Origin of the sequence: Paenibacillus sp. M2, assembly GCF_046713495.1 — a bacterium.
Taxonomy (GTDB): Bacteria; Bacillota; Bacilli; order Paenibacillales; family Paenibacillaceae; genus Paenibacillus; species Paenibacillus amylolyticus_B.
Genome location: NZ_CP169648.1, coordinates 3,147,292 through 3,167,310, shown reverse-complemented (window position 1 = coordinate 3,167,310; position 20,019 = coordinate 3,147,292). Strand labels below are relative to the sequence as shown.

Sequence of the window (20,019 nt, the reverse complement as noted above, 5' to 3'; positions counted from 1 at the left end):
TTATTTTCGTTGTGAGTGAATTACCGAACTTTGGTTCCAGGCCAGCATCCATCGTATATGCGATCCATCGTGATCACATTGCCATACAGATCAATGATCAGATCCTTGGCTCGATGGGCATGTCTCATCTCAATCCAGTAGCGGTTCTCTAATAAACGGGCGAAATTGTCTACCAAAAACAGTAACCGGTTCTCACTATGAATCAGTTCTTTACCCAGTACCTGTGGCAGCCAGATGGCCCCGTTGGAATTGAAGCGATTGGAATAGTCACGTACCTCGGTAACATTGGCAAAGTCAGCTTCCTCCAACTTGGTCCAGAATGTATCCGCATCACTGCGAACCTCGGCAAGGTCAATGCCAACAATCGGCAGATGCTGGTATTCAACTTGACTCTCTAGCTGTGCTTTCAGATGACTGAAAACGAAAGGCCACACATCAGCCTCGATTTGACCGCCCCACTTTTTCCAGAAGCGTGCCAGATTATTCTTGCGGTTGAAGTTCCGGTGAATGCCGCTACTGCGTTCCCAGTGATATGCTTGAATATTCGGATTAATGACCGTATCGTATCCGGCAGCTCGTGCCCGCATCTGATAATCAAAGTCCTCGTACCCGTTAAAGAATTTCTCATCGAGGTTACCGATGGTCTCGTACACCTCCCGCTTCATGCCAAACATGGCGAACACCACCAGTTGAACAGAGAAGGTTTCTTTTGGGATATCATCAGGAGATGCGTTCAGGAACAGGTGTCGGCCGATGGTGTCCGCAAAAGCAATGCCGCAATGCTGCACGCCTCCTGTTTGCGGATACAACAGAACCCCTCCAATCATGCCAATCGTAATATCGCTATCCAGTGTCTCTTTCATCATCGGTTGCCAGTTCGGTTGAAGAATGGTGTCAGAATCCAGGAAGAAAATGTACTCTCCCTTGGCTAGACTCAGTGCGCTATTAATCGACACGGCGCAACCGAGTGGAAAATCATGCTGAAGAATCTCGATGGTCACACCTTCTCTTACTTCTTGCTTCAGTTTATCCAGATGTTGAAAGACTGCTGAGCCGGAACCATCGTTGATGAAAATAATCTGGGTGGATGGACTTACCGTCCGGAGCAGCGAATCTGTGAACAAGTTCAAAATGTTATAGTCCTGGTTGACTGGCACAATAATGGTGTAAAGCATGGAATCCCTCCTGATTTGGGTTGATGGAATGAGTACATAAGCTGATTTTGAACTGCACAATTGCTGGTGTTTCTGTCCGGCCTCCCTTGCTTGAATATTTTGTCTTTATTTGGTAATGATTTGAATATACTAGAAATTTATATCATTTTTTGTAAACTGGAAATCTTAAATTCTGAACTCTGTTAATATTTGAATATGTGAGAAAATCAAGTCTTTGCAGCTTGCGCACTGAGAAACGCTGTTGTGAACGCAAAAAAACACCCTCAAAGAGTCTGTGTATCTAACGATACATTCGACTTTTTTGGGGTGTTCGCAATTATATGCGTATTCAATTGAACGTTCTAGCCTGACTTTTTAAATAAATTTACCTTATAGTTTAACTTCTACGTTTCGGTGTGGATCGCTATATTTATATATCCCAGGATTTAGTTCAATCCTTCCGTCAAGTGGAATACCTTTGTAGGTATCAATGTAAATTCCCGAAGATACCATGCCCTTAGGTGTAACTTCAGGTACCACTTCTTTGCCGTTAATACGTAACGTAGTTTGGTTCACACCTCTGAAACTAGGTGTTTTGGAGTATGACTCTACAATTAAATTCTCCCCATCCCTATAATAAGAGAATTGTATTTCAAGTCCATCGACAGTAAGTTTGGTGTACTGCTTTTGTTTCTTGGGTTCATTTAAATGAATCCAGTTTTTAGTGGTATCTCGTTTCTCAACAACGGCATCTTTTAAGATGAGTTTCATTGGAACATCAGACCAGTTTTGATACCACTCAGGGGATTCAAATTGGAATAAATGCTGATAACCGCCGCGATCGTTTCCTATCAAAGTTTTCCCCCCAGTTATTGTATTATCATCTATAACTAACTGGGCTGTATTGTAATGAATAATACCTTTTTTAAGCGAACCCTCTTCATCAATTAGAACCTGGAGATCCAAGGGAGTTATTTTGAGTTGATCTAAAGTGACGCCTGTTTTTTCTTGGAATTTAGGATTGTTATACAATTTTTTAGTGTAAATAGACTCACTTGCTTTTTTTCCATCTGCTACAAAATCAAACTTCCAAGTTGCCAATATACGCTCTGCTTCTTCAATATAACCGAGATGAAGATTCGCATTTGTCCATTCTTTTTCGGTTATATCGAAAACCTGTTCAATCAACAAACCTGTATCTTTACTGGGCAACAAGGTTGGAATTGCCTCTAACACTTGAGAGCCTTCATGTACTACCAAGTGAGGATTACCTCGTCCCATATCAGATGGGGATGAAGCAATTTTATAACGAATAACGGTTTGATTTGCCGAATGGTTAACGGATTCAATATGGATCGTTGGATATTGCGTAACTCCAGTGACTATCGTATCTCCAACAGTAAGAGATGACTTTAAGGAAACATCCCTATCCCGGTAAAAAACAAGATTTTGCGCTTCGAATCTATATTCTTTCGTACCATCCTTTAATGTATCAGGTGTTTCATAGACCCCAATGAGTTTTTGGCTCTCAGGATCGTATCCTAAGGAACCATATACTTTCGCCTTCGAATCGGACTCATCTTTTAAGATATTTTTCTCCGTAGCAAACCCCGTATACTTTGAAAGATCGATTGATGTGTCCAGAGATATCAGCATCTTCATTTTTTCTCCATCTGTTACAACACCGCTTAGATTCATTGTCACACCTGAACTAGCGGACTGAAGATCATATTGCTGACCGATACCATTATTTATTGCGCTTGCGACGCCCCGGCCTCCGATTCGATCCCAATCAATCGTCATACTGGCGAATACAGGAATAGCAACAAGTAAGAAAAAAGTAAAAAGGATGCTTATAGGAATTGCTTTAGCTCGATATCCAGTAGGCTTTTGTGAAGATTTCAGATTGACTCGTCGTTTATGTGCTTCTTTTTCAATGGTTGTCCACATCAAATCATAATCCGGATGAGATATATTTTTTTCCTTATTATACTGATTCATTATTACTCAGCTCCTTTAGTTGAGGTTCAACCATTTTATTGAGAAGTTTTAATCCTTTGTTTAATCTGGATTTTGCAGTCCCTTCAGGTATGTTCATAACTTTAGATATCTCAGGTACAGTCAAATCATTGATAAATCGAAGGACAACAACCGTCCTAATCTTGTCAGGAAGCCCACTATATAATCCTCGTAGCTCTTCTTTTGTTTCCCTATGGTACACACCCTCTTCCACAGGGTTATAACTCTGGGATTTGGACAACAAATAATGCCGCATTTCTTTCAACCATCCAGATTTCCGTCTTCTCATAACGCTATGACACTCATTTGAAGCAATTCGCAATATCCATGATTTCATGTTCCTTACCTTAGTTCTGTCAGCCAAAATAACTTTGACAAATACTTCTTGGCAAATGTCCTCAGCATCTGCTTGATTTTTCATCAGATAATAACAGAAATAATAAACTTGCTCTTTGTACAATTCAAAAATTTCTCTGTCAGTCATTCTATCCCCCCCTTTGCCGTGTTTTCATTAATAAGACAAATAATGTTATGTAATCGTTCATTTTGTTTATAGTTGGTTTTGCTAAATTCTCGGATACCTAGAATAGATTAGTTCAATGTCTCTGCTTGAACAGGTATTTGTACATGTAAACAAGCAAAAAAAGCCGCTAAATTAGCGACTTTATGAAATCATTTGGTCATCATTATCGAGCTAATGCTGTTGGGTTTATTCTCACTCCTAATTTTCACTTCTGCTTAAACCCATGATAAAACGTGTCTACTACAAGCGCGGGGGCTGCTTTTCTCGCGATGTGACCACTTACAACCTGCTGCCACGTCAGGAACATGATGGAATACAGCACATCAACAATCCAGGTTTTATCAAGATCGGAGCGGAAATAACCTTTTTGTTGTAACAGACCGACTGCATGCAGTACCGGTTCTCTCAGTTTCAGATCTGCTCCCTCAATCTCTGGATTATAGTTAATGGTGGTGTCATGAGCCAGAAAATATATTTTGTCGCCCAATGGAATCAGCGCCTCAATCAGCTCAGGTATGTACTTTTCACAGTGCTCTTCATCCAGTTGAACTTGTTGCATGGTCTCACTGACCACCTCGATTGCGCGTAATCCCAGATGAACCATGAGCTGTTCGCGGCTTTCCACATATCGATGTAAAGTCGCAATACCGATTTTTGCAGATTCTGCAATTTCATTCATGGAAGCATTCGGTTTTTCAATCAATAATTTGGTGGCCTCGTCCAAAATGGAATTGAGCCTGGTTTGTTTGATTGTAGTCATTTCCTTTTTCATTGGTATTACACCTCTTAGCGAGTATAGTTCAACAATTGATCTGTTCATCCATCATATGATTGGATTAGACCATAAAATTATAGCATACTTCCTGACCATACCAATGTGTGCGTGTAACAAACAACTTTTATATGGTTGATCGAGATATGAGATTATGTAAAGTTTAAGAGCCGCCATATGGCGGCTCCTAACAAGGAATTGTTCTTCGTTAATACTCATAGTTCAATGATTCTTGTTGCAATATTTGTACAAAATTCACGATCATGCTCTACAAACAGCAGGGTTGGCGAGTATTCCAGCAGTAAATCTTCGATCTGCATACGTGAAATGACATCTACAAAGTTGAGTGGTTCATCCCAAATGTGCAGATGAGCTTTCTCACTAAGACTTTTGGCAATGAGCACTTTCTTTTTTTGACCTGCGCTAAACGTTGAGATATCTTTCTCCAATTGCAGTCTGGAAAAATCCAACTTTCGAAGTATTGATTTAAACAGGCTCTCATCAATCCCCTGTGTGGCCGCATACTCAGATAAATGCCCTCCAAGATCGGACGTGTCCTGCGATACATACGAGATTTTAAGCTGATGATCCTTTCGGAAAAGACCTGTATAAGCAATATCTTCACCACAGATCAGTTTAAGAATGCTGGATTTGCCAGATCCATTTTTACCGTAAAGGGCAATACGATCTCCTTTTTCAACCGTGATACTGACATCCTTGCACACCGTATCGGCCCCGTACGATACCGACACATGTTCCAATTCGACAAGTTCACGCTTGTGAAAATCCAGCTGATGGATCTGCAGTCTTTCTGCACTCTCGATATTTTTGAGAGGTTTAGACTTATCTTGAATCGCAGATTGCTGCCTTTGTTCAATATTTTTGGAACGTTTCATCATTTTGGCAGCCTTATGCCCAATATATCCTTTATCCACCTTGGACCCGGAGTTTCTTGTACCATTTTTGGTCTTTTCGACTTCATGCGACCATCCGCCGGTCCGTTTGGCAGAATCGGATAAACGCTTGATATCTTTTATTAATTTCTCATTACTCGCAAGTTCAAACTGATCTTGCCTTCTTTTATTTTCCCACCAAGCGGAAAAATTGCCTTTCTGAATCTCGATGTTACTTTTATTGATGGAAAGGATATGGTCCACGCTGTGATCCAGAAACGCCCGATCGTGAGATACCAAAATAAATCCACTCTTGCTGCCAAGATAATTACTGACGATTTGTCTTGCATGAAGATCAAGATGATTGGTAGGTTCATCAATGAGCAGAAACCGATTATCCTTCAGGAACAAAGCAGCCAGCATCACCTTTGTTTGTTCTCCGTTGGATAACGTATCAAAAGGCCGATACAACACATCTTCTGACACTTTTAACAGGTTAAGCTCGCGCACAACTTGCCAGTGCAGATATTCAGGATGAATCTCGCCGATGACATCGACGGTCATAGCTCCCTTATTCTCTACCTGGTAAGGAAAGTATTCAAAGCTAACATTCGCAGAGATCTGTCCGCTGTATTCATATTTGCCGAGTAACAGATTGAGGAAGGTTGTTTTGCCTCTGCCGTTCCTGCCGGTAAAACCCAATTTTCAATCGGAGTCCAACTGAAAACTAACATTTTCAAATATATTATCGTAACTGCCATCATAGGCAAAGGTCAGATTGGTAACGTTAATTAAAGACATGCAGATCATCCTTTTTATGTGAAATATAAAAGTAAACTGACGGGATTTCACCATCGAACATGGCATGGATTCCCTCACTTTAATATTTGAACATAATCAGAATGTAGATTCGCTTATACAATAAAGAAACCTGGCGATAAACTACTCAACGCCAAGTAGATCTATGCATAGGAGGGATAAAGTATCGGATTCTGATTAGTTATATTGTGAACCATGCCATTGTTCAAGTTCGTTGACAGGTCCACATAAACATCTACAACCTCTAATTCTGTCATGACTCTATCCCCCCTTTGAAAGTTCAAAATTTAATACAGAAAACGTAACATGGAATACGATATGGGTCAAGGCGCCCTTCTTCAATCTTGGCGAGTAAAGATTAATATAAATATCCTAAAAAATCGAGTTCTCCTTCACTCCATGGCATGCTTCCAACTTCTTTAATCATTAACCCCTCCACCTTTTGATGCCCAACTCCAACTGTGGTTAAGGTTTCATGATCAATTTTCAACCACTTACATGTGTTGCTTACCGTTTTGAATCCATTTTTGCTATACAATTCCTCATGATCCGCAAATAAAAGGACAAAATCAACACGCCCTTTGGCCATCCTTTCCACTTCGGATATTAACAAAGAAGCGATTCCCTGAGAGCGAATAGCAGAAGAAACACACAAATCGATTATCCCTAACACTCTTATGGGTTTTCCATTTAAATTCATTATCCTGTAATCTATTCCTACATGCCCAACTAATTGGTTATCTGGGGCAAATGCCAGTACTCTGCCCTGTGGTATTTGCTTAAAAAACAATCTGTCTTTCGGATAAACTTCCGGAAAACTGGCAACAAGTAATTCTTGAAGAAGAGTTGACCATTCTTCACTTAGATCCACATCATATGTTTTAATTAATTTCAAAAAAATATCCTCCTAAATCAAGCCATTGATACACGTTACGGAGCATAAGCATCCTCTACCTCAACTTTTCGTTCATTCCCCATCGCAATGTATCTTACGTTAATGACATTCCCTTTCTGAAAGTGGGGAATATGTGTGATTGGAATATACGTCTCTACAATTGTTGGGAAGGTGCGGCCGTCCACTTGGGTTACAGTCAAATCCAGTCGTACCCCTGGCCTTCCATCCATACTGGATGAAGTCTGTACAATATCATGAATAATCGCTTCTGCTGGAATTCCGTCCATCAGAATGCTCTTTCGAAGATGCTGATTCTCTTTATTGTTACGTAGCAGTTTAAATGCCATAATTGTAGTGATTGTGCCTGTTATAAGCCCAAAGACAATAATAGCAACAATAGTAATTAATGTGACGGTCATGATAACCTCCTTTTAGTTGAAACTTATGTTAACTACTTCTTGTTTAGATCTCTTATTCCTGCCAATTTGCTTGAATGGGAAAGCTTTAACGTCAAAAAAGCCGCCTTAAGGACGGCTTGCTGCTGTGTATGTTCAACTCAATCTACTTTCGCACCATACGAGCGTACAAACAGAACGGCTTGTTCGCGATCCAAACGTACGCCTTTGATATCCAGTGATTTCAGATCGATTCCTTCCAGGTTAGCCCCTCTTAGATCGGCCCCTTGCAGCTTGGCTCTGCTTAATACAACTCGGGTAAGATCACAGTCTCTCAAATCCGCTTTGGTGAAATCCGTGTCCGTAAAGTCAGCCTCAAAGAAACGAATTCCTCGCAGATCCTGTTTCCCCAAACGTGTATGTCTCAGATTTGTATAGGACCAATCGCCGTGACTTAGTGTGATGCCATCCATTTGCGCACCTGAAAAGTCTGAGCCTGTCATCTTGCAGGAGCTGAATTTGGAAGCAAAGAGATTTGCACCACCAAAGGTGCAGTTTTCAAAAGCCGATTCCGTATGAATCGAACCATTCATGGAAGCCCCTTTGAAGTCACACTCGATAAAACGACAGTTACTCGTTTCGATTTCTTCCATAGAAGCGTTCATAAATGTACACTGCTTGAAAACACAGCTTATGAGTTCTCCATAGCGCAGATCACGTCCCTCAAAATGTACTTCTTCATATTCCTGATCCTTATATTGATACACTGGTTACACCCCACATTGTATATTTCTCCGTCTTACTTCATTAAAGAACTTTTTATACTATACCACACCCCTGTCAAGTACCTGCTTAATCACCCACAAAAGTCAAGTTACTTTTTTTATGAGAAAAATCTGAAAACTAAAAAAGGGACGCATAAAGCGCCCCTCCAGCTCACACTTTTAACTGTTCAAATGTAGGCTTATATATGTGAAACTCTCCAGTTTACTGCTTTTTTCTATTCGTATCAGAAAACATTACACCAGTTTTTTGGACATCCTGTACAGGGATAACGACGGTTTATTGATTTCCCCTACTCTCTGGTATCCCAAACGCTCGTAGAGTTTAATAGCTAGTAGATTTTCCTTTTTAACCGTAAGTGAAGATTTGGACAGACCTTGTGTTATAGCTTGCTCCTCAGCAAAATGAATGAGGTGTGTCCCTACACCAAGTCCTCTACTTTCAGGTAAGGTAGCCAATGTTCCGATGTGGTACTCGTCGTCCTCCGCTTCTTTTAATGTCACCATGGAGTAAAACTCTTTCCAGTGTTGGAGATTATACTTAATCAGGCTCCATTTACGAAGTTCAAACAGTTTGGAGAACGTTGGCAAAGCAAGTTTGTTCATTATAGTGGTCGGATAACACATGATCATGCCCAGCGTTTGGTTACCCATTTTAGCTTCATAAGCATATTGGTGACTGAATCGGTTCTGATTCGAACGCCATAACTTGTTGAATGTTTTCTCAATAATGCCTTTATCCTTGGTACCTGCAAGCGAATAGGCCATATATTCAAGTGCCATCTGATTTAGTTGCCCGCCGACTAATGATTGTGGACTGGCTTTTATTATGGAAATCTTATTCATCGCTGTCACTCCTCTATGTAGCTGAAATTGGACTAAAACCTCGCATCAGGTTGGTTGAATGATAACCCCTCAACGATCACATTCACCGTATCAATGGTTAATCCGGTCAGCTGTTCCACATGTAATCTCACATTGTGTTGCAATTCCCTGCAGACTTCATGCACTTTTGTTCCATAACAAACGACAACCTTTAAGTTTATCTCCAGTCTTGATTCTACCTTGCGGATGGCTATGCCATTTTGCAGACTTTTCCCACTCCACTTTTTGGTGATACCTTCTACAAGTCCTGTCGACATGGATGAAATCTCACTGGTAGTATTCGCGATCTTGCCGACAATTTTGGAGATCACATCATCCGATATTTGAATTTTCCCAAAAACATTTTGAATGGACATCTTAGGTCCCCCTCTTTATGCCTGCATTTTTTTTGATAGAAAATAATATCATTTAATATAAATATAAATCATGAAGAGTCCGATTTCAACTTTTGAATGCAGTCGTCCTCATTTCTACCTGTAAATAGCAAAAAAACCGCGATCATCGCGGCTTCTGTTAATCATACTATGGTAATTTCAATTGAATACGGACAGGAATGTGGGAGGATGGCCTGGTCTCTGTTTTACCTTCTTCTGCCGCCTCTGTTTCTTCTTCTTGCACGAGCCATTGCCTGCCAATTAACGATTGCAGCAATTCAATCTCTTCTGCGGTCAGTTGAATATGCTTCAGAGACAACTCATCTTGAACGTAATCCCGATCCACCTTACGGTCAAACCGGAAATCGAGCAATCGTTTCAACCCGTTAATATGCAAAAACTTGAACTCATAACCTTGACGTATCGCCTTTTCCCAATCGTCTCCGATATCAGCTGCTGTCTGTAGTCTTTCATCAAAGTCCATCGCGGATTCCTTAACCAGAGGCAACAACCGGGAATAGTCTCGACGTTGTAAACATTCAATAATCACTTCTTTGGGTTCCCCACTTGTCAGAACATTCTCTACAAGAAGCCCTACAGGAATGGACAGCTGAGTTCGACTCATTGCTCGCCCTCCTCATTCCTGAGGTACTGATTGAACCAGGCATTCACCTGTTCGAAGCTATCGATACGTAATGAAGGTTTACCGCTTTTCAGCAAACTGTGGTTGGAACCCGGGTAACGAATCAGTTTGGTTTTTTTGCCGTATCGTTTTAGCGTAGTATATAATTCCTCCGCTTGTGCAATCGGTGTCCGATAATCCTGCTCTCCATGCATGATCAGAAGTGGCGTCTCAATGTGATGTGCATGGGCAAGAGGTGAGCGAGACCACAGGAATTCAGCGTTTTTCGCCGGATTACCACCAATGACTCCCTCAACATAGGAAATTCCAATATCACTCGTTCCATACATGGACAACCAGTTGGAGATGCAACGCTGGGTTACAGCCGCCTTGAAACGGTGGGTATGCGCTACAATCCAGTTGGTCATCACTCCGCCATAACTGCCACCCGCTACACCCAGACGTGATGCATCAAGGAAATCGTATGTAGCCAGGGCATAATCAACAGCTTCCATAAGATCCCGGTAATCCCCTCCGGCAAAGTCGCCACGGCAAGCTCTGGCAAACTCCTGACCGTATCCCATACTTCCGCGAGGATTGATCCATAGCACAGCGTAACCTTGCGCAACGAGTGTCTGCATCTCATGACTATATGTTCCCGTATACATTGCGTGGGGTCCACCATGAATCTCCAAAATCAGTGGCAGTCTCCCATTGGTGTCACGTATTGTCGGTGTGGCTAACCAACCTTGAAGCGGCCATCCATCGGAGGACGTAAACTCTACACGGACTGGCACATTTACAGCCAATCCAGCCATGAATTCATCATTTCGCCGGGTGAGCCTTAACATTTCACCACTGTTGATATCCACGCGATATAACTCTCCAGGATGTCCATCTGTCAATGCAGCGATAACCAGCGAAGTACCATCTGGTGTTAAGGTATACTGATAAACATCCTTTTCACCAGCGCCCGTCACCAATTGACACGCCCCATCTTCTTGAATACGGTACACGTCCACATTCCCGTTATGTGTTCCGAGTACATATACACCGCGTTCGGGATGATTGGCATCCGAGACAGGAGAAGGTGACGCACCTGCCGACTTCATATCTCCAAGCGCCGCGTTACCAATCTGCATATCTAATTGAGGTGCGATTGGCCTGGGTATACCTCGATGAACGGGGACAGCGTATAAGCTGTTGTGGCTCCCGCTTCCATACTCACGATCACTGGCGATCAGGATCAGCTGCTGCCCGTCGGACGAATAAGAGAATTGGCTTATCGCCAGACTGGAATCCGTCACTTTGAACAGATCACTCTCTCCCAATCGAACGCTGTATATATCCGTAAAGTACAGCAGATCCGCATCAAGCTCCTCATCCTCTACTTGCTTCGAAATGAAAGAAAGCTGCTGGCTATCTGGCGACCATACCGGGGCACTGATATTCCATAGCCCGGAAGTCACCTGTGTGATTTCCCCGCTTTTAATCTCATATACAAACAACTGGCTGTATTGACCGTCCCACCAGCCAGACCCTTCCGCCTTCGGCGTTGTGCGCTCGAAGACTTTACCTCGCAGCACAGATGCAGGCTCCTGTTGTGCGTCTGCTTTCTTCTGTTGGTCCTCCGGTTGTACTTTGCTGGTAAACGCAATGTACTGCCCGTTCGGCGACCAGATATAACTCAATATTTTACGTGCGGGAGATATCAGCATGACAGTCTCTTTTTGATCTGACTGGAGCGACCATAGTCCTTTACCCCCATCCACTGAGCGAATGAATGTGAGCTGTGTGCCATCCGGCGACCAAGCAGGTGAGGAATCTTTTGTTCCATCCGAAAGTGCAATATCTTCATCACCATCGAGCGAAATTCCTCGAATTTGTGTATTATATTCATTTTTATCCTGATCTATGGTCTGTTCCACATAAGCCACTTGTCCGTTAGCACTAATCACCGGCTGACTTATCCAACGGTAGTGACTCAGATCCTCCGGCATAATTGGTCTTTGATTCATATTGATAGCTCCCTTCTCCGTTTATTTATGGGTTGTCTCCGTACGTGGATCAAGCACATCACGCAGCCAATCTCCAAGGAAAATAACACCGAGTACGGTAAATGTGATGGCTAGTCCCGGGAATGTAGCGACCCACCAGCTTGTTGCAACGTATTGTCTGCCATCACTGAGCATCCCTCCCCAGGATACATCAGGTGGTTTGATACCTAGACCCAGGAAACTGAGTGAAGCTTCCATAATAATTGTCGTGCCGACATTCATACCACAGATTACGATAAAGGATGAAAGGATATTCGGCAGAATGTGTTTCAGAATCAATCTTCCATTCTTCGCGCCAATCGATCTGGCCGCATGAACAAAATCCCGCTCTTTGATACTTAGTACTTCACTTCTTACCACACGGGTGAATGGAACCCAGTTCGTCACCCCGATGACAAAGATCAACGTTGTAATACCCGGGCCAACAATCGCCATCACAACAAGCATGAACAGAATGGTTGGAATCGCCATGAATGCATCACCTACACGCATGATGACTGCATCCAGCCATTTCCCGTAGAATCCGGATACCAGCCCCAGAATCGCGCCAATGATTCCTGACACAATCACGGCACCCATCCCCACGATTAATGAAACTCGGGCACCATATACAATTCGACTCCACATGTCTCTACCCAGATTATCGGTACCCAGCCAGTATTCGGCCGTTCCTCCCTCAAGCCACGCTGGTGGTTTAAGTCGATTGAGCGGATTAACCGCCGCCGGATCATAACTCGTCAATAGAGGTGCACCTATGGCAATTAACACAACCAACAATACAAGCACAGCACCAAACATTCCGGTCTTGCTGATGATCAGTTGTTGCCAGATATAACGAAATCCCGTTGGTGCACGCCCATTGTCTTGTTCCTGTTCTGTACCCGGAATTGGCATTTCATTGCTGCCTGTCATATGATTGCACCTCCTTCTAGTCGTATTTGATGCGCGGATCGAGTAGCCTGTAAGCTACATCCGTCAAGATGTTGATTACCACAACGATAACCGCAATGACAAACACAGCTGCCTGTACAATCGCCATATCATGTGTGTTGACTGCAACGACCAGCAATTGACCCAGTCCAGGCCAAGAGAATACCGTTTCCGTAATCAAGGTTCCCCCGATCAGACTTGTAAACTGCAAACTCATAATTGTCACGACCGGAATCAATCCATTCCGAAATGCATGTTTCACAATGACAACCATTCGGCCAAGCCCCTTGCTGCGGGCTGTTCGAATATAGTCCTGATTCAGAATCTCCAGCATGCTGGAGCGAATCAGCCGGGTCATCTGCGCGGCCAGTCCAACGCCAAGCGTGAATGCCGGCAAGATCAGATGTGACAACCCTCCGCGACCAGATACCGGCAATACGCCAAGCATGACGGAGAACAAGAGGATAAGCATAATCCCCATCCAGAAGTTTGGCATCGCCTTACCAATAACGGATATTCCTGAAATGATGAGATCGGTAAACGTATTGCGTTTCACAGCTGAAATGACGCCAAGTGGCACAGCCATAAGTACGGCAAAAAACATGGCGGCTACAGCCAGTTCAAAGCTGGCAGGTAATCTCTCCAGCACCAGCTCTAACGCAGGCTGATTGTAGCGAAAAGACTGACCAAAGTCTCCCTGTATCGCACTGCCCAGAAACTTCACGTATTGCGTATATAAAGGCTGGTCCAAACCAAGTGCCTGCGTCAAGACAGCACGATCTTCAGCGGTAGCCGTTTCAGGCAACATTAGCGCAACCGGATCACCGGTAACTCGAACCAAAATGAACACAATTAATGAAACAATGAACAGCACCGGAATGATCTGTAGTAATGACTTAAGAACGTATTTGCCCATTCCTTGTTCACCTCCCTTTTAAAAAAGAACGGCAGGAACATGGTTATCCAGTCCCTGCCGTTCACGGCCTATCTTTTCAATGACCGGTGTTATACCCGATGTTACTGTGCCACAGGTGTAATCTCGTCAGCATAGAACATCTCGTCACTGCGCGGCGCGAAGTTCACTTTAGCATTTGTTCCGTAGACACCTTCCATTTGGTACAGATATACGGCTGGGCGTTCTTCAGAGAAGATCTGTTGTACTTGTTGATACTCTTTCTCACGAGACGCAGGGTCCATGTTCACCAGTGCCGATTGAAGCAGTTTTTCTACTTCAGGATTGTTGTAATCCGACTCGCCTTTTGCTTCTTCCAACATATAACGATTGTAGTTATTCGAAGCATCGAACAAGGAGTTACCGATACCAATCATGAAGATTTCTTTGAATGATTTGGAGCTGTAACGTTCACTGAATGCACTTGCTTCCAGGACATCCAGGTTGATTTTGAATCCGGCTTGTTCCAGCATGGCTGCAACAACTTCAGCTTGTTCTTTGTACTGTGCAGAAACGGAGATGGTCATCTCAGCTTCACCTTCTGCATAGCCAGCTTCTTGCAGGAGCTGTTTGGCTTTTTCCTGGTCATAGAGTGACGTTTTGTACAATGAAGGATCAGCACCGAAGTTGCCTGGAGTTACAGACGTGCGGGTTACGATACCTGCTCCGCCGGCAATGCTGTCCACGATTCCTTGTTTGTCGATAGCCAGGTCAATCGCTTCACGTACTTTCGGATCAGCCGTGATGCTGCCTTCTGTCTGACGGAAGATCAACTGAAGCACACGTTGGATCGGCGCTTTGACAATCTTTTTATCTGCTTCGCCTTCGATCCGGGCAATGTCGGTGGACGGAATGGAAGACGCCACATCTACACCACCAGCAAGCAATTCGGATACGCGTGTGGAGGCTTCAGGAATAACGCGGAATACCACTTCATTCCATTTTGGTTCACCGTCGAAGTAGTTCTCGTTTTTCACAAGTTCCACACGATCATCTTTGGTCCATTTACTGAACTTGTAAGGGCCTGTGCCTACCGGTTGTTTCAGGAAAACATCGAATCCTTTATCCGCAATATATTTCGCTGGCAGAATGCCTGCTCCCATTTTGGACAGACGATTCAGGAGCAATGGATCTGGACCATCTGTGATAATGTCTACGGTATAGTCATCCACCGCTTTAACTTCTACGATATTTTTGAAATAACTGTTTTGTTTCAGTGTCTCGTCCTTGGCTACGCGCTCCAGCGTGTATTTTACATCTGCTGAAGTGAATGGATCGCCATTGTGGAAGGTAACACCTTCACGCAGCTTGAATCTCCATGTTGTATCATCAACCTGATCCCATGATGTCGCAAGTCCCGCAACTTTTTTCTGTTCACTGTCATTTTTGATCAGATAATCGAAAACGTTGACCAGAACCGCTTCACTGGAGGTGTTGTTATTGTTGTGCGGATCGAAACTCTCAATGTCTGTTGCTGCAGCAACGGTCAGTGTTGTACTTGCGCTTCCACTGCCCGTTCCTTCTGTTGCGGAACTATCATTCGTGCTTGTCGATTTTCCTCCGCAAGCGCTGAGTACCATTACGACTGCCAGTAACGTGATCCACAAGCCTGTCCATTGTCTTTTTTTCATTGTGATTGCTCCCCCTCAGAAGTTGTATTCCTTGCCAAAAATTCAAGTGCTACTGCAGACAACATGCCCACACCATAAGGCATCGCTGTCTCATCAAGATCAAACATGGGATGGTGGAGTGGATAGCGAGTACGTTCCTCATCATTCCCAGATCCTAGTCTGAAAAACACACCCGGAATCTGTTCACAATAAAAGGCAAAGTCCTCGCCCCCTGTGGAGGGTTTGATATAAGTCCATCCCTTCTCCGCATTAACCTGATCACAAGTCTCTGTCAGCAGGTCAACCATGCCGAGATCATTCACGACAACAGGGTATCCATCGCCGTAGACAACTTCGCATCCTGCTCCAAAAGAATCACAGACACCTTTAACAACCTGCTCGATCAAAGCTGGCATCCGCTCACGAATGGCAGGTGAGAGTGTACGAACCGTACCGATCATCTCCACTTCCGGGGCGATGGCTGTTCCCATATAACCTCCGGTGATTTTGCCGATCGTGACTACTGCCGGTTCAAGTGGATCAACCATCCGACTGACGATATTTTGCAATGCGGTGATGACCTGAGCGGATACCGCGATCGCGTCAATGCCCTCATGCGGACGAGCTGCGTGGCCACCCTTACCAAACACCTTGATGATCAAGGGATCAGCTGACGCAAACGCAACGCCCTGACTTACACCCAAGGTTCCCGTGTTCTGTCCAGGTGTCATGTGTAATCCTGCGATGGCATCAACCTTCGGATTCTCCAGAACACCGTCCTGGATCATGGCTCTTGCACCTGCAAGTCCCTCTTCTGCTGGCTGGAAAATAAATTTGATATTGCCTGATTTCGGTCTTCCAAGACCAGTAAGCAGCTGGGCTGCACCCATCAGGATGGAGGTATGAGCGTCATGTCCACACAGATGCGCTTTGCCTTCCACTTGCGAGCGGTATTCCACCGCTTTCTGATCCTGGATTGGTAGGGCATCCATGTCCGCGCGCAAAGCAAAGGTTGGTCCATCGGTCTCTCCGCGAAGCAGGCCTGTAACCCCGGTCTGTCCGACATTACGTGTAACTTCCAGCCCCAGGCTTTCCAGATGCTCAGCTACGATAGCGGATGTGCGATGCTCCTCGTAACCGATTTCCGGATGGCGATGTAAATCTCTGCGCCAAGCACTTAACTGGGCTTGTAGTGGCTGAGCCAGCTGTATTAGTTCTGAACGATTCATTCGCTGTCATTCCCTTCATTTTTGTCCGATTCAGAAACCAAACGGGCATAGATTGCATCCGCCGAGAATTCGATATGCCTTTTCATCGTCTCCTTAGACTTGATGCTATCATGGGCTTTCAATGCTTCAAGAATCTCCATATGTACACCGTGATTGACGGTACGTATCCGGTCATCATAAGGCATCAAGTCGAGCGCCGGATTAATTTTCGTCCGGATCTGTCTGACAGCTCTCTCGCAGTATGGATTCCCAGACGCTTTGGCGATGGCCAGATGAAATTTCACATCCAGCGCTCTGAACCATTCCCTTGTGCAGTCTGGCTCTATACTTTGTTCCATGTAGCCCTCAAGCAGCTCCAGTTCGCCTGCGGTGATCCGCTCAGCAGCGAGGAAAGCTCCCTCCGGCTCAATGATGGTTCGATATTCAAACACCTTCAGCATCTGTGACCAATCCCGCTTAATTTCTTCTCTGGTCCGTTTATGCGAATTGGCTGTCAGAGGCAATACAAATGTTCCGCCTTTGGCACCCACCCTTTTCTCAATCAAGCCTTTCTCTTCCAGTGAAGAGAGTGCCTCACGAACGGTAATGCGGCTTACGTTAAAAATTTCTGCCAGATCTCGCTCGGCTGGAAGCTGTTCTTCACTCATCAATTCTTTCAAAATAATGGCTTCTTCCAGTTGTTCCCTAATGAATTCACTAACCTTTTTGGTGGATACTTTCTCAAAACGAAATGAAAACGTACTGGACATCTAAACACTCCGATCTGTATATGGTCTAGACCTTATACCATTAATATAATTCCGACTAAACTTATATGCAATACTTTTTTTCAAGTAAATTCATATTTTTTTCTCACCACCTCCAAATTGAAGCATTTTGGCACAAAAAAGACGCATCTACACGCAGCAGATGCATCTTTGCTTTCGTTATTTACACAAGCTACTACGATGACAGAACAACCTTCCGATCGCTGTTATCCCCGGATTTCTTTGAATCCCTTTTTGAAAGGGGAAAATCCGGAGATAGCGGATGCTTCCGATGTAGCTTTCTTTCAGAAAGCTTGTAGGCGAACGCTCCGCTTCTTCAGGCTCTTTCTGTCCTCTCCGTTTTGTGTAAATGTTTAGTTCCTGTCCTCTATAGTTTCTTATTAGCATAGGGTCTGAAATCCTCTGTAACCGCAAGTTTTTTGCTTCCCTCCAGGTAAAAGTTATCATCCGCTCTCCAAGTATGACTCTTTTTGTTCTGTCTGCGGTGATAGACATAATTATAAGGAGAGGTCGCGTACGCTTTGAATCCTCTTTTCCTGCATTGTCTCAGGAAGGTCACATCTTCCCCTATGGAACGGTCCGTGAAGCGGACCTTTTTCAAGATCTCCCTTTTGAATAAAATAGTACCCCCTTGTACAAATTCAACCGGTTTATTTTTTTCAGCGGGGGATCTGACCAACAGTGTCTTGGACGCGCCCAAATAGACGAGACACGAATGTTTGCCCACAATATCACTTTTGGTCCGTCTAAGTTCTCTCACCTGTTCAGTCAAATAATATGGCGAATAGTAGTCATCATCATCAAATTTGGCAATCAACGAAAAGCGAGTCCTTGTTATTCCGGCGTTTAAACTTTGTCCTAGCGAAATACTCTCCGGAACTTGATATACATGAACATTGGCAAGATTTCGAACCCGGTTTTGGTATAATGCCAGATTCATACTGTCATGATTCAGGACAATGATCAATTCTTTGCTTTTATAACGCTGCCGACTGTAATTTTGCAGGATGTTTTCAAAAAATTGCGGCCGATTTGTACATACAACAATGGAAACACCATGACCCGTTTTGTGTTTAGTCAAGACATACCCTCTTTTCAGCTCAGTTTTCTCTCATCATATGTGCTGAAATAGAGTCTGGTATGGACCAATAGCTAGTAACCAAAATACCCAAAAACCCTTTGTCGCCAATAACGGGACAAAGGGTTCTCTAATCTATTGTTTTAAGCCTTTACTATGCTTCGCTACCGTTATTCAAGTACACAGCCTTGCCTGTGCGAGAAGATTCATAGAGTGCTTCCAGGATCTGAGATACAACGAGCGCTTGTTTTGGTGTGACGACTGGCTCCTGATCGTTCTCAATCGCTTCGATCCACTTTCTCATCTCCACATCCGGTGCGCTCTCGCTCTTGCCATCATAGAATGCTACCCCGCCTGCACTCAGTTCAATCTCGTTGGTGTATAGACGGCTGAATTTCTCACCATTGATGCGCAGTCCATTCTTCATATCCGCACCCGCTTCGCTGCCACTCAAGCTGCATTTGGCTTCATCCACGTCCAGTGAGTTAAGCGCCCAGCTGGATTCCAGCATGATTGTTGCCCCATTCTCCATCACAATCATGCCGAAGGCCGAATCTTCTACGGAAAATTGTTTAGGGTCCCACGGGCCCCAGGCGTTGGCCGCATTTTCACGTTGCGAGAGTTCATGATAGGTCGTGCCGAGAACAACCTTTGGTTGGTAGTTATCCATCATCCATAGCGTCAGATCAAGTGCGTGTGTACCAATATCAATCAGCGGACCGCCGCCTTGTTTCTCCTCATCCAGGAAAACACCCCAGGTTGGTACTGCTCTACGTCTAATCGCATGTGCTTTGGCAAAATAAATATTCCCCAGATCACCCGCTTCGCACACCTTCTTCAAATATTGACTGTCTTCTCTGAAACGGTTGTTGTATCCAATCGTCAGTTTCTTGCCGGTACGCTCTGCCGCTTCCAGCATGAGCTGGGCTTCAGCAGAGGTCTTCGCCATTGGCTTCTCACACATGACATGTTTGCCGGCCTCCAGAGCAGCAATGGAAATCTCGGCATGAGAAATATTCGGCGTAAGCACATGCACAATATCCAGAGATTCATCCTTAAGCAATTCCTGATAATCCGTGTAGACTTCAGCATCGGTAGAGCCATATTTCTGCTTGGCTTCATCTGCACGTTCCTGAACAATATCGCAGAAAGCCACCAGTTCAACATTATCCAGTTTACTCAGACTCGGAAGATGTTTACCATTCGCGATTCCACCACAGCCAATAATTCCGATACGATATACTTTACTCATATATATTCACC

At 44.1% G+C, this 20,019-nt stretch carries 18 protein-coding genes and 1 pseudogene; all 19 read right to left on the bottom strand.

Annotated features, from left to right (window positions below; all coding sequences use genetic code 11):
- Positions 1-20: 20 nt before the first annotated feature.
- The 19 genes and pseudogenes from ACETMN_RS14490 to ACETMN_RS14400 all read right to left on the bottom strand — a co-directional run bounded on the left by ACETMN_RS14490 (position 21) and on the right by ACETMN_RS14400 (position 20,008).
- Positions 21-1,175 carry a glycosyltransferase family 2 protein gene (locus ACETMN_RS14490; protein ID WP_253435165.1) on the bottom strand — a complete coding sequence of 385 codons (1,155 nt, stop codon included), beginning with the start codon at positions 1,173-1,175 and terminating at the stop codon, positions 21-23.
- 369 nt (positions 1,176-1,544) lie between these two features.
- Positions 1,545-3,155 carry an RNA polymerase subunit sigma gene (locus ACETMN_RS14485; RefSeq protein ID WP_105598608.1) on the bottom strand — a complete coding sequence of 537 codons (1,611 nt, stop codon included), beginning with the start codon at positions 3,153-3,155 and terminating at the stop codon, positions 1,545-1,547.
- Complete coding sequence (locus ACETMN_RS14480) at positions 3,142-3,657, bottom strand: RNA polymerase sigma factor (protein ID WP_091016540.1); 516 nt, start codon at positions 3,655-3,657, stop codon at positions 3,142-3,144. Before ACETMN_RS14480 ends, ACETMN_RS14485 begins: the two co-directional genes overlap by 14 nt.
- A 244-nt stretch (positions 3,658-3,901) precedes the next feature.
- A complete protein-coding gene (locus ACETMN_RS14475) occupies positions 3,902-4,468 on the bottom strand; it encodes a TetR/AcrR family transcriptional regulator (RefSeq protein ID WP_105598607.1) in 567 nt (188 codons plus the stop codon).
- Between the two features lie 215 nt (positions 4,469-4,683).
- Positions 4,684-6,162 (bottom strand): annotated as a pseudogene (abc-f, locus tag ACETMN_RS14470) (ribosomal protection-like ABC-F family protein).
- Positions 6,163-6,538: 376 nt separating this feature from the next.
- The gene (locus ACETMN_RS14465) at positions 6,539-7,075 is read right to left on the bottom strand and encodes a GNAT family N-acetyltransferase (protein WP_411736267.1); all 537 of its coding nucleotides are present in this window, start codon (positions 7,073-7,075) and stop codon (positions 6,539-6,541) included.
- Between the two features lie 35 nt (positions 7,076-7,110).
- Positions 7,111-7,494 (bottom strand): hypothetical protein, encoded by a 384-nt coding sequence (locus tag ACETMN_RS14460; RefSeq protein ID WP_192131724.1) that lies wholly within the window; start codon positions 7,492-7,494, stop codon positions 7,111-7,113.
- A 137-nt stretch (positions 7,495-7,631) separates the two neighbouring features.
- Complete coding sequence (locus ACETMN_RS14455) at positions 7,632-8,237, bottom strand: pentapeptide repeat-containing protein (RefSeq protein WP_017688649.1); 606 nt, start codon at positions 8,235-8,237, stop codon at positions 7,632-7,634.
- A gap of 252 nt (positions 8,238-8,489) precedes the next feature.
- Positions 8,490-9,098 carry a GNAT family N-acetyltransferase gene (locus ACETMN_RS14450; RefSeq protein ID WP_091016551.1) on the bottom strand — a complete coding sequence of 203 codons (609 nt, stop codon included), beginning with the start codon at positions 9,096-9,098 and terminating at the stop codon, positions 8,490-8,492.
- A gap of 32 nt (positions 9,099-9,130) precedes the next feature.
- Positions 9,131-9,493: an Asp23/Gls24 family envelope stress response protein gene (locus tag ACETMN_RS14445; protein WP_091016552.1), complete on the bottom strand. Its 363-nt coding sequence runs from the start codon at positions 9,491-9,493 to the stop codon at positions 9,131-9,133.
- 166 nt (positions 9,494-9,659) lie between these two features.
- Positions 9,660-10,136: a hypothetical protein gene (locus ACETMN_RS14440; protein WP_091016554.1), complete on the bottom strand. Its 477-nt coding sequence runs from the start codon at positions 10,134-10,136 to the stop codon at positions 9,660-9,662.
- The gene (locus tag ACETMN_RS14435; RefSeq protein WP_091016556.1) at positions 10,133-12,151 is read right to left on the bottom strand and encodes an alpha/beta hydrolase family protein; all 2,019 of its coding nucleotides are present in this window, start codon (positions 12,149-12,151) and stop codon (positions 10,133-10,135) included. The genes ACETMN_RS14440 and ACETMN_RS14435 overlap by 4 nt, the downstream gene beginning before the upstream one ends.
- 21 nt (positions 12,152-12,172) lie before the next feature.
- Complete coding sequence (locus ACETMN_RS14430) at positions 12,173-13,102, bottom strand: ABC transporter permease (protein ID WP_091016558.1); 930 nt, start codon at positions 13,100-13,102, stop codon at positions 12,173-12,175.
- A gap of 16 nt (positions 13,103-13,118) precedes the next feature.
- Entirely contained in the window at positions 13,119-14,036 is a 918-nt protein-coding gene (locus ACETMN_RS14425) for an ABC transporter permease (RefSeq protein ID WP_091016560.1), read from the bottom strand.
- A 101-nt stretch (positions 14,037-14,137) separates the two neighbouring features.
- Positions 14,138-15,703 carry an ABC transporter substrate-binding protein gene (locus ACETMN_RS14420; protein WP_091016562.1) on the bottom strand — a complete coding sequence of 522 codons (1,566 nt, stop codon included), beginning with the start codon at positions 15,701-15,703 and terminating at the stop codon, positions 14,138-14,140.
- Positions 15,700-16,911, bottom strand: a complete 1,212-nt coding sequence (locus ACETMN_RS14415) for a M20 family metallopeptidase (RefSeq protein ID WP_091016564.1) — start codon at positions 16,909-16,911, stop codon at positions 15,700-15,702. Before ACETMN_RS14415 ends, ACETMN_RS14420 begins: the two co-directional genes overlap by 4 nt.
- Positions 16,908-17,660, bottom strand: a complete 753-nt coding sequence (locus tag ACETMN_RS14410; RefSeq protein WP_091016565.1) for a FadR/GntR family transcriptional regulator — start codon at positions 17,658-17,660, stop codon at positions 16,908-16,910. Before ACETMN_RS14410 ends, ACETMN_RS14415 begins: the two co-directional genes overlap by 4 nt.
- A 385-nt stretch (positions 17,661-18,045) precedes the next feature.
- The gene (locus tag ACETMN_RS14405) at positions 18,046-18,759 is read right to left on the bottom strand and encodes a glycosyltransferase (protein WP_091016567.1); all 714 of its coding nucleotides are present in this window, start codon (positions 18,757-18,759) and stop codon (positions 18,046-18,048) included.
- A 151-nt stretch (positions 18,760-18,910) separates the two neighbouring features.
- Complete coding sequence (locus ACETMN_RS14400) at positions 18,911-20,008, bottom strand: Gfo/Idh/MocA family protein (protein ID WP_091016569.1); 1,098 nt, start codon at positions 20,006-20,008, stop codon at positions 18,911-18,913.
- Between the last annotated feature and the right edge of the window lie 11 nt (positions 20,009-20,019).

Bases quoted from the DNA above. Each gene is read 5' to 3' on its own strand.
- ACETMN_RS14490 (WP_253435165.1), bottom strand. From the start codon at position 1,175: ATGCTTTACACCATTATTGTGCCAGTCAACCAGGACTATAACATTTTG.
- ACETMN_RS14485 (WP_105598608.1), bottom strand. From the start codon at position 3,155: ATGAATCAGTATAATAAGGAAAAAAATATATCTCATCCGGATTATGAT.
- ACETMN_RS14480 (WP_091016540.1), bottom strand. From the start codon at position 3,657: ATGACTGACAGAGAAATTTTTGAATTGTACAAAGAGCAAGTTTATTAT.
- ACETMN_RS14475 (WP_105598607.1), bottom strand. From the start codon at position 4,468: ATGAAAAAGGAAATGACTACAATCAAACAAACCAGGCTCAATTCCATT.
- ACETMN_RS14460 (WP_192131724.1), bottom strand. From the start codon at position 7,494: ATGACCGTCACATTAATTACTATTGTTGCTATTATTGTCTTTGGGCTT.
- ACETMN_RS14450 (WP_091016551.1), bottom strand. From the start codon at position 9,098: ATGAATAAGATTTCCATAATAAAAGCCAGTCCACAATCATTAGTCGGC.
- ACETMN_RS14445 (WP_091016552.1), bottom strand. From the start codon at position 9,493: ATGTCCATTCAAAATGTTTTTGGGAAAATTCAAATATCGGATGATGTG.
- ACETMN_RS14440 (WP_091016554.1), bottom strand. From the start codon at position 10,136: ATGAGTCGAACTCAGCTGTCCATTCCTGTAGGGCTTCTTGTAGAGAAT.
- ACETMN_RS14435 (WP_091016556.1), bottom strand. From the start codon at position 12,151: ATGAATCAAAGACCAATTATGCCGGAGGATCTGAGTCACTACCGTTGG.
- ACETMN_RS14430 (WP_091016558.1), bottom strand. From the start codon at position 13,102: ATGACAGGCAGCAATGAAATGCCAATTCCGGGTACAGAACAGGAACAA.
- ACETMN_RS14425 (WP_091016560.1), bottom strand. From the start codon at position 14,036: ATGGGCAAATACGTTCTTAAGTCATTACTACAGATCATTCCGGTGCTG.
- ACETMN_RS14420 (WP_091016562.1), bottom strand. From the start codon at position 15,703: ATGAAAAAAAGACAATGGACAGGCTTGTGGATCACGTTACTGGCAGTC.
- ACETMN_RS14415 (WP_091016564.1), bottom strand. From the start codon at position 16,911: ATGAATCGTTCAGAACTAATACAGCTGGCTCAGCCACTACAAGCCCAG.
- ACETMN_RS14410 (WP_091016565.1), bottom strand. From the start codon at position 17,660: ATGTCCAGTACGTTTTCATTTCGTTTTGAGAAAGTATCCACCAAAAAG.
- ACETMN_RS14400 (WP_091016569.1), bottom strand. From the start codon at position 20,008: ATGAGTAAAGTATATCGTATCGGAATTATTGGCTGTGGTGGAATCGCG.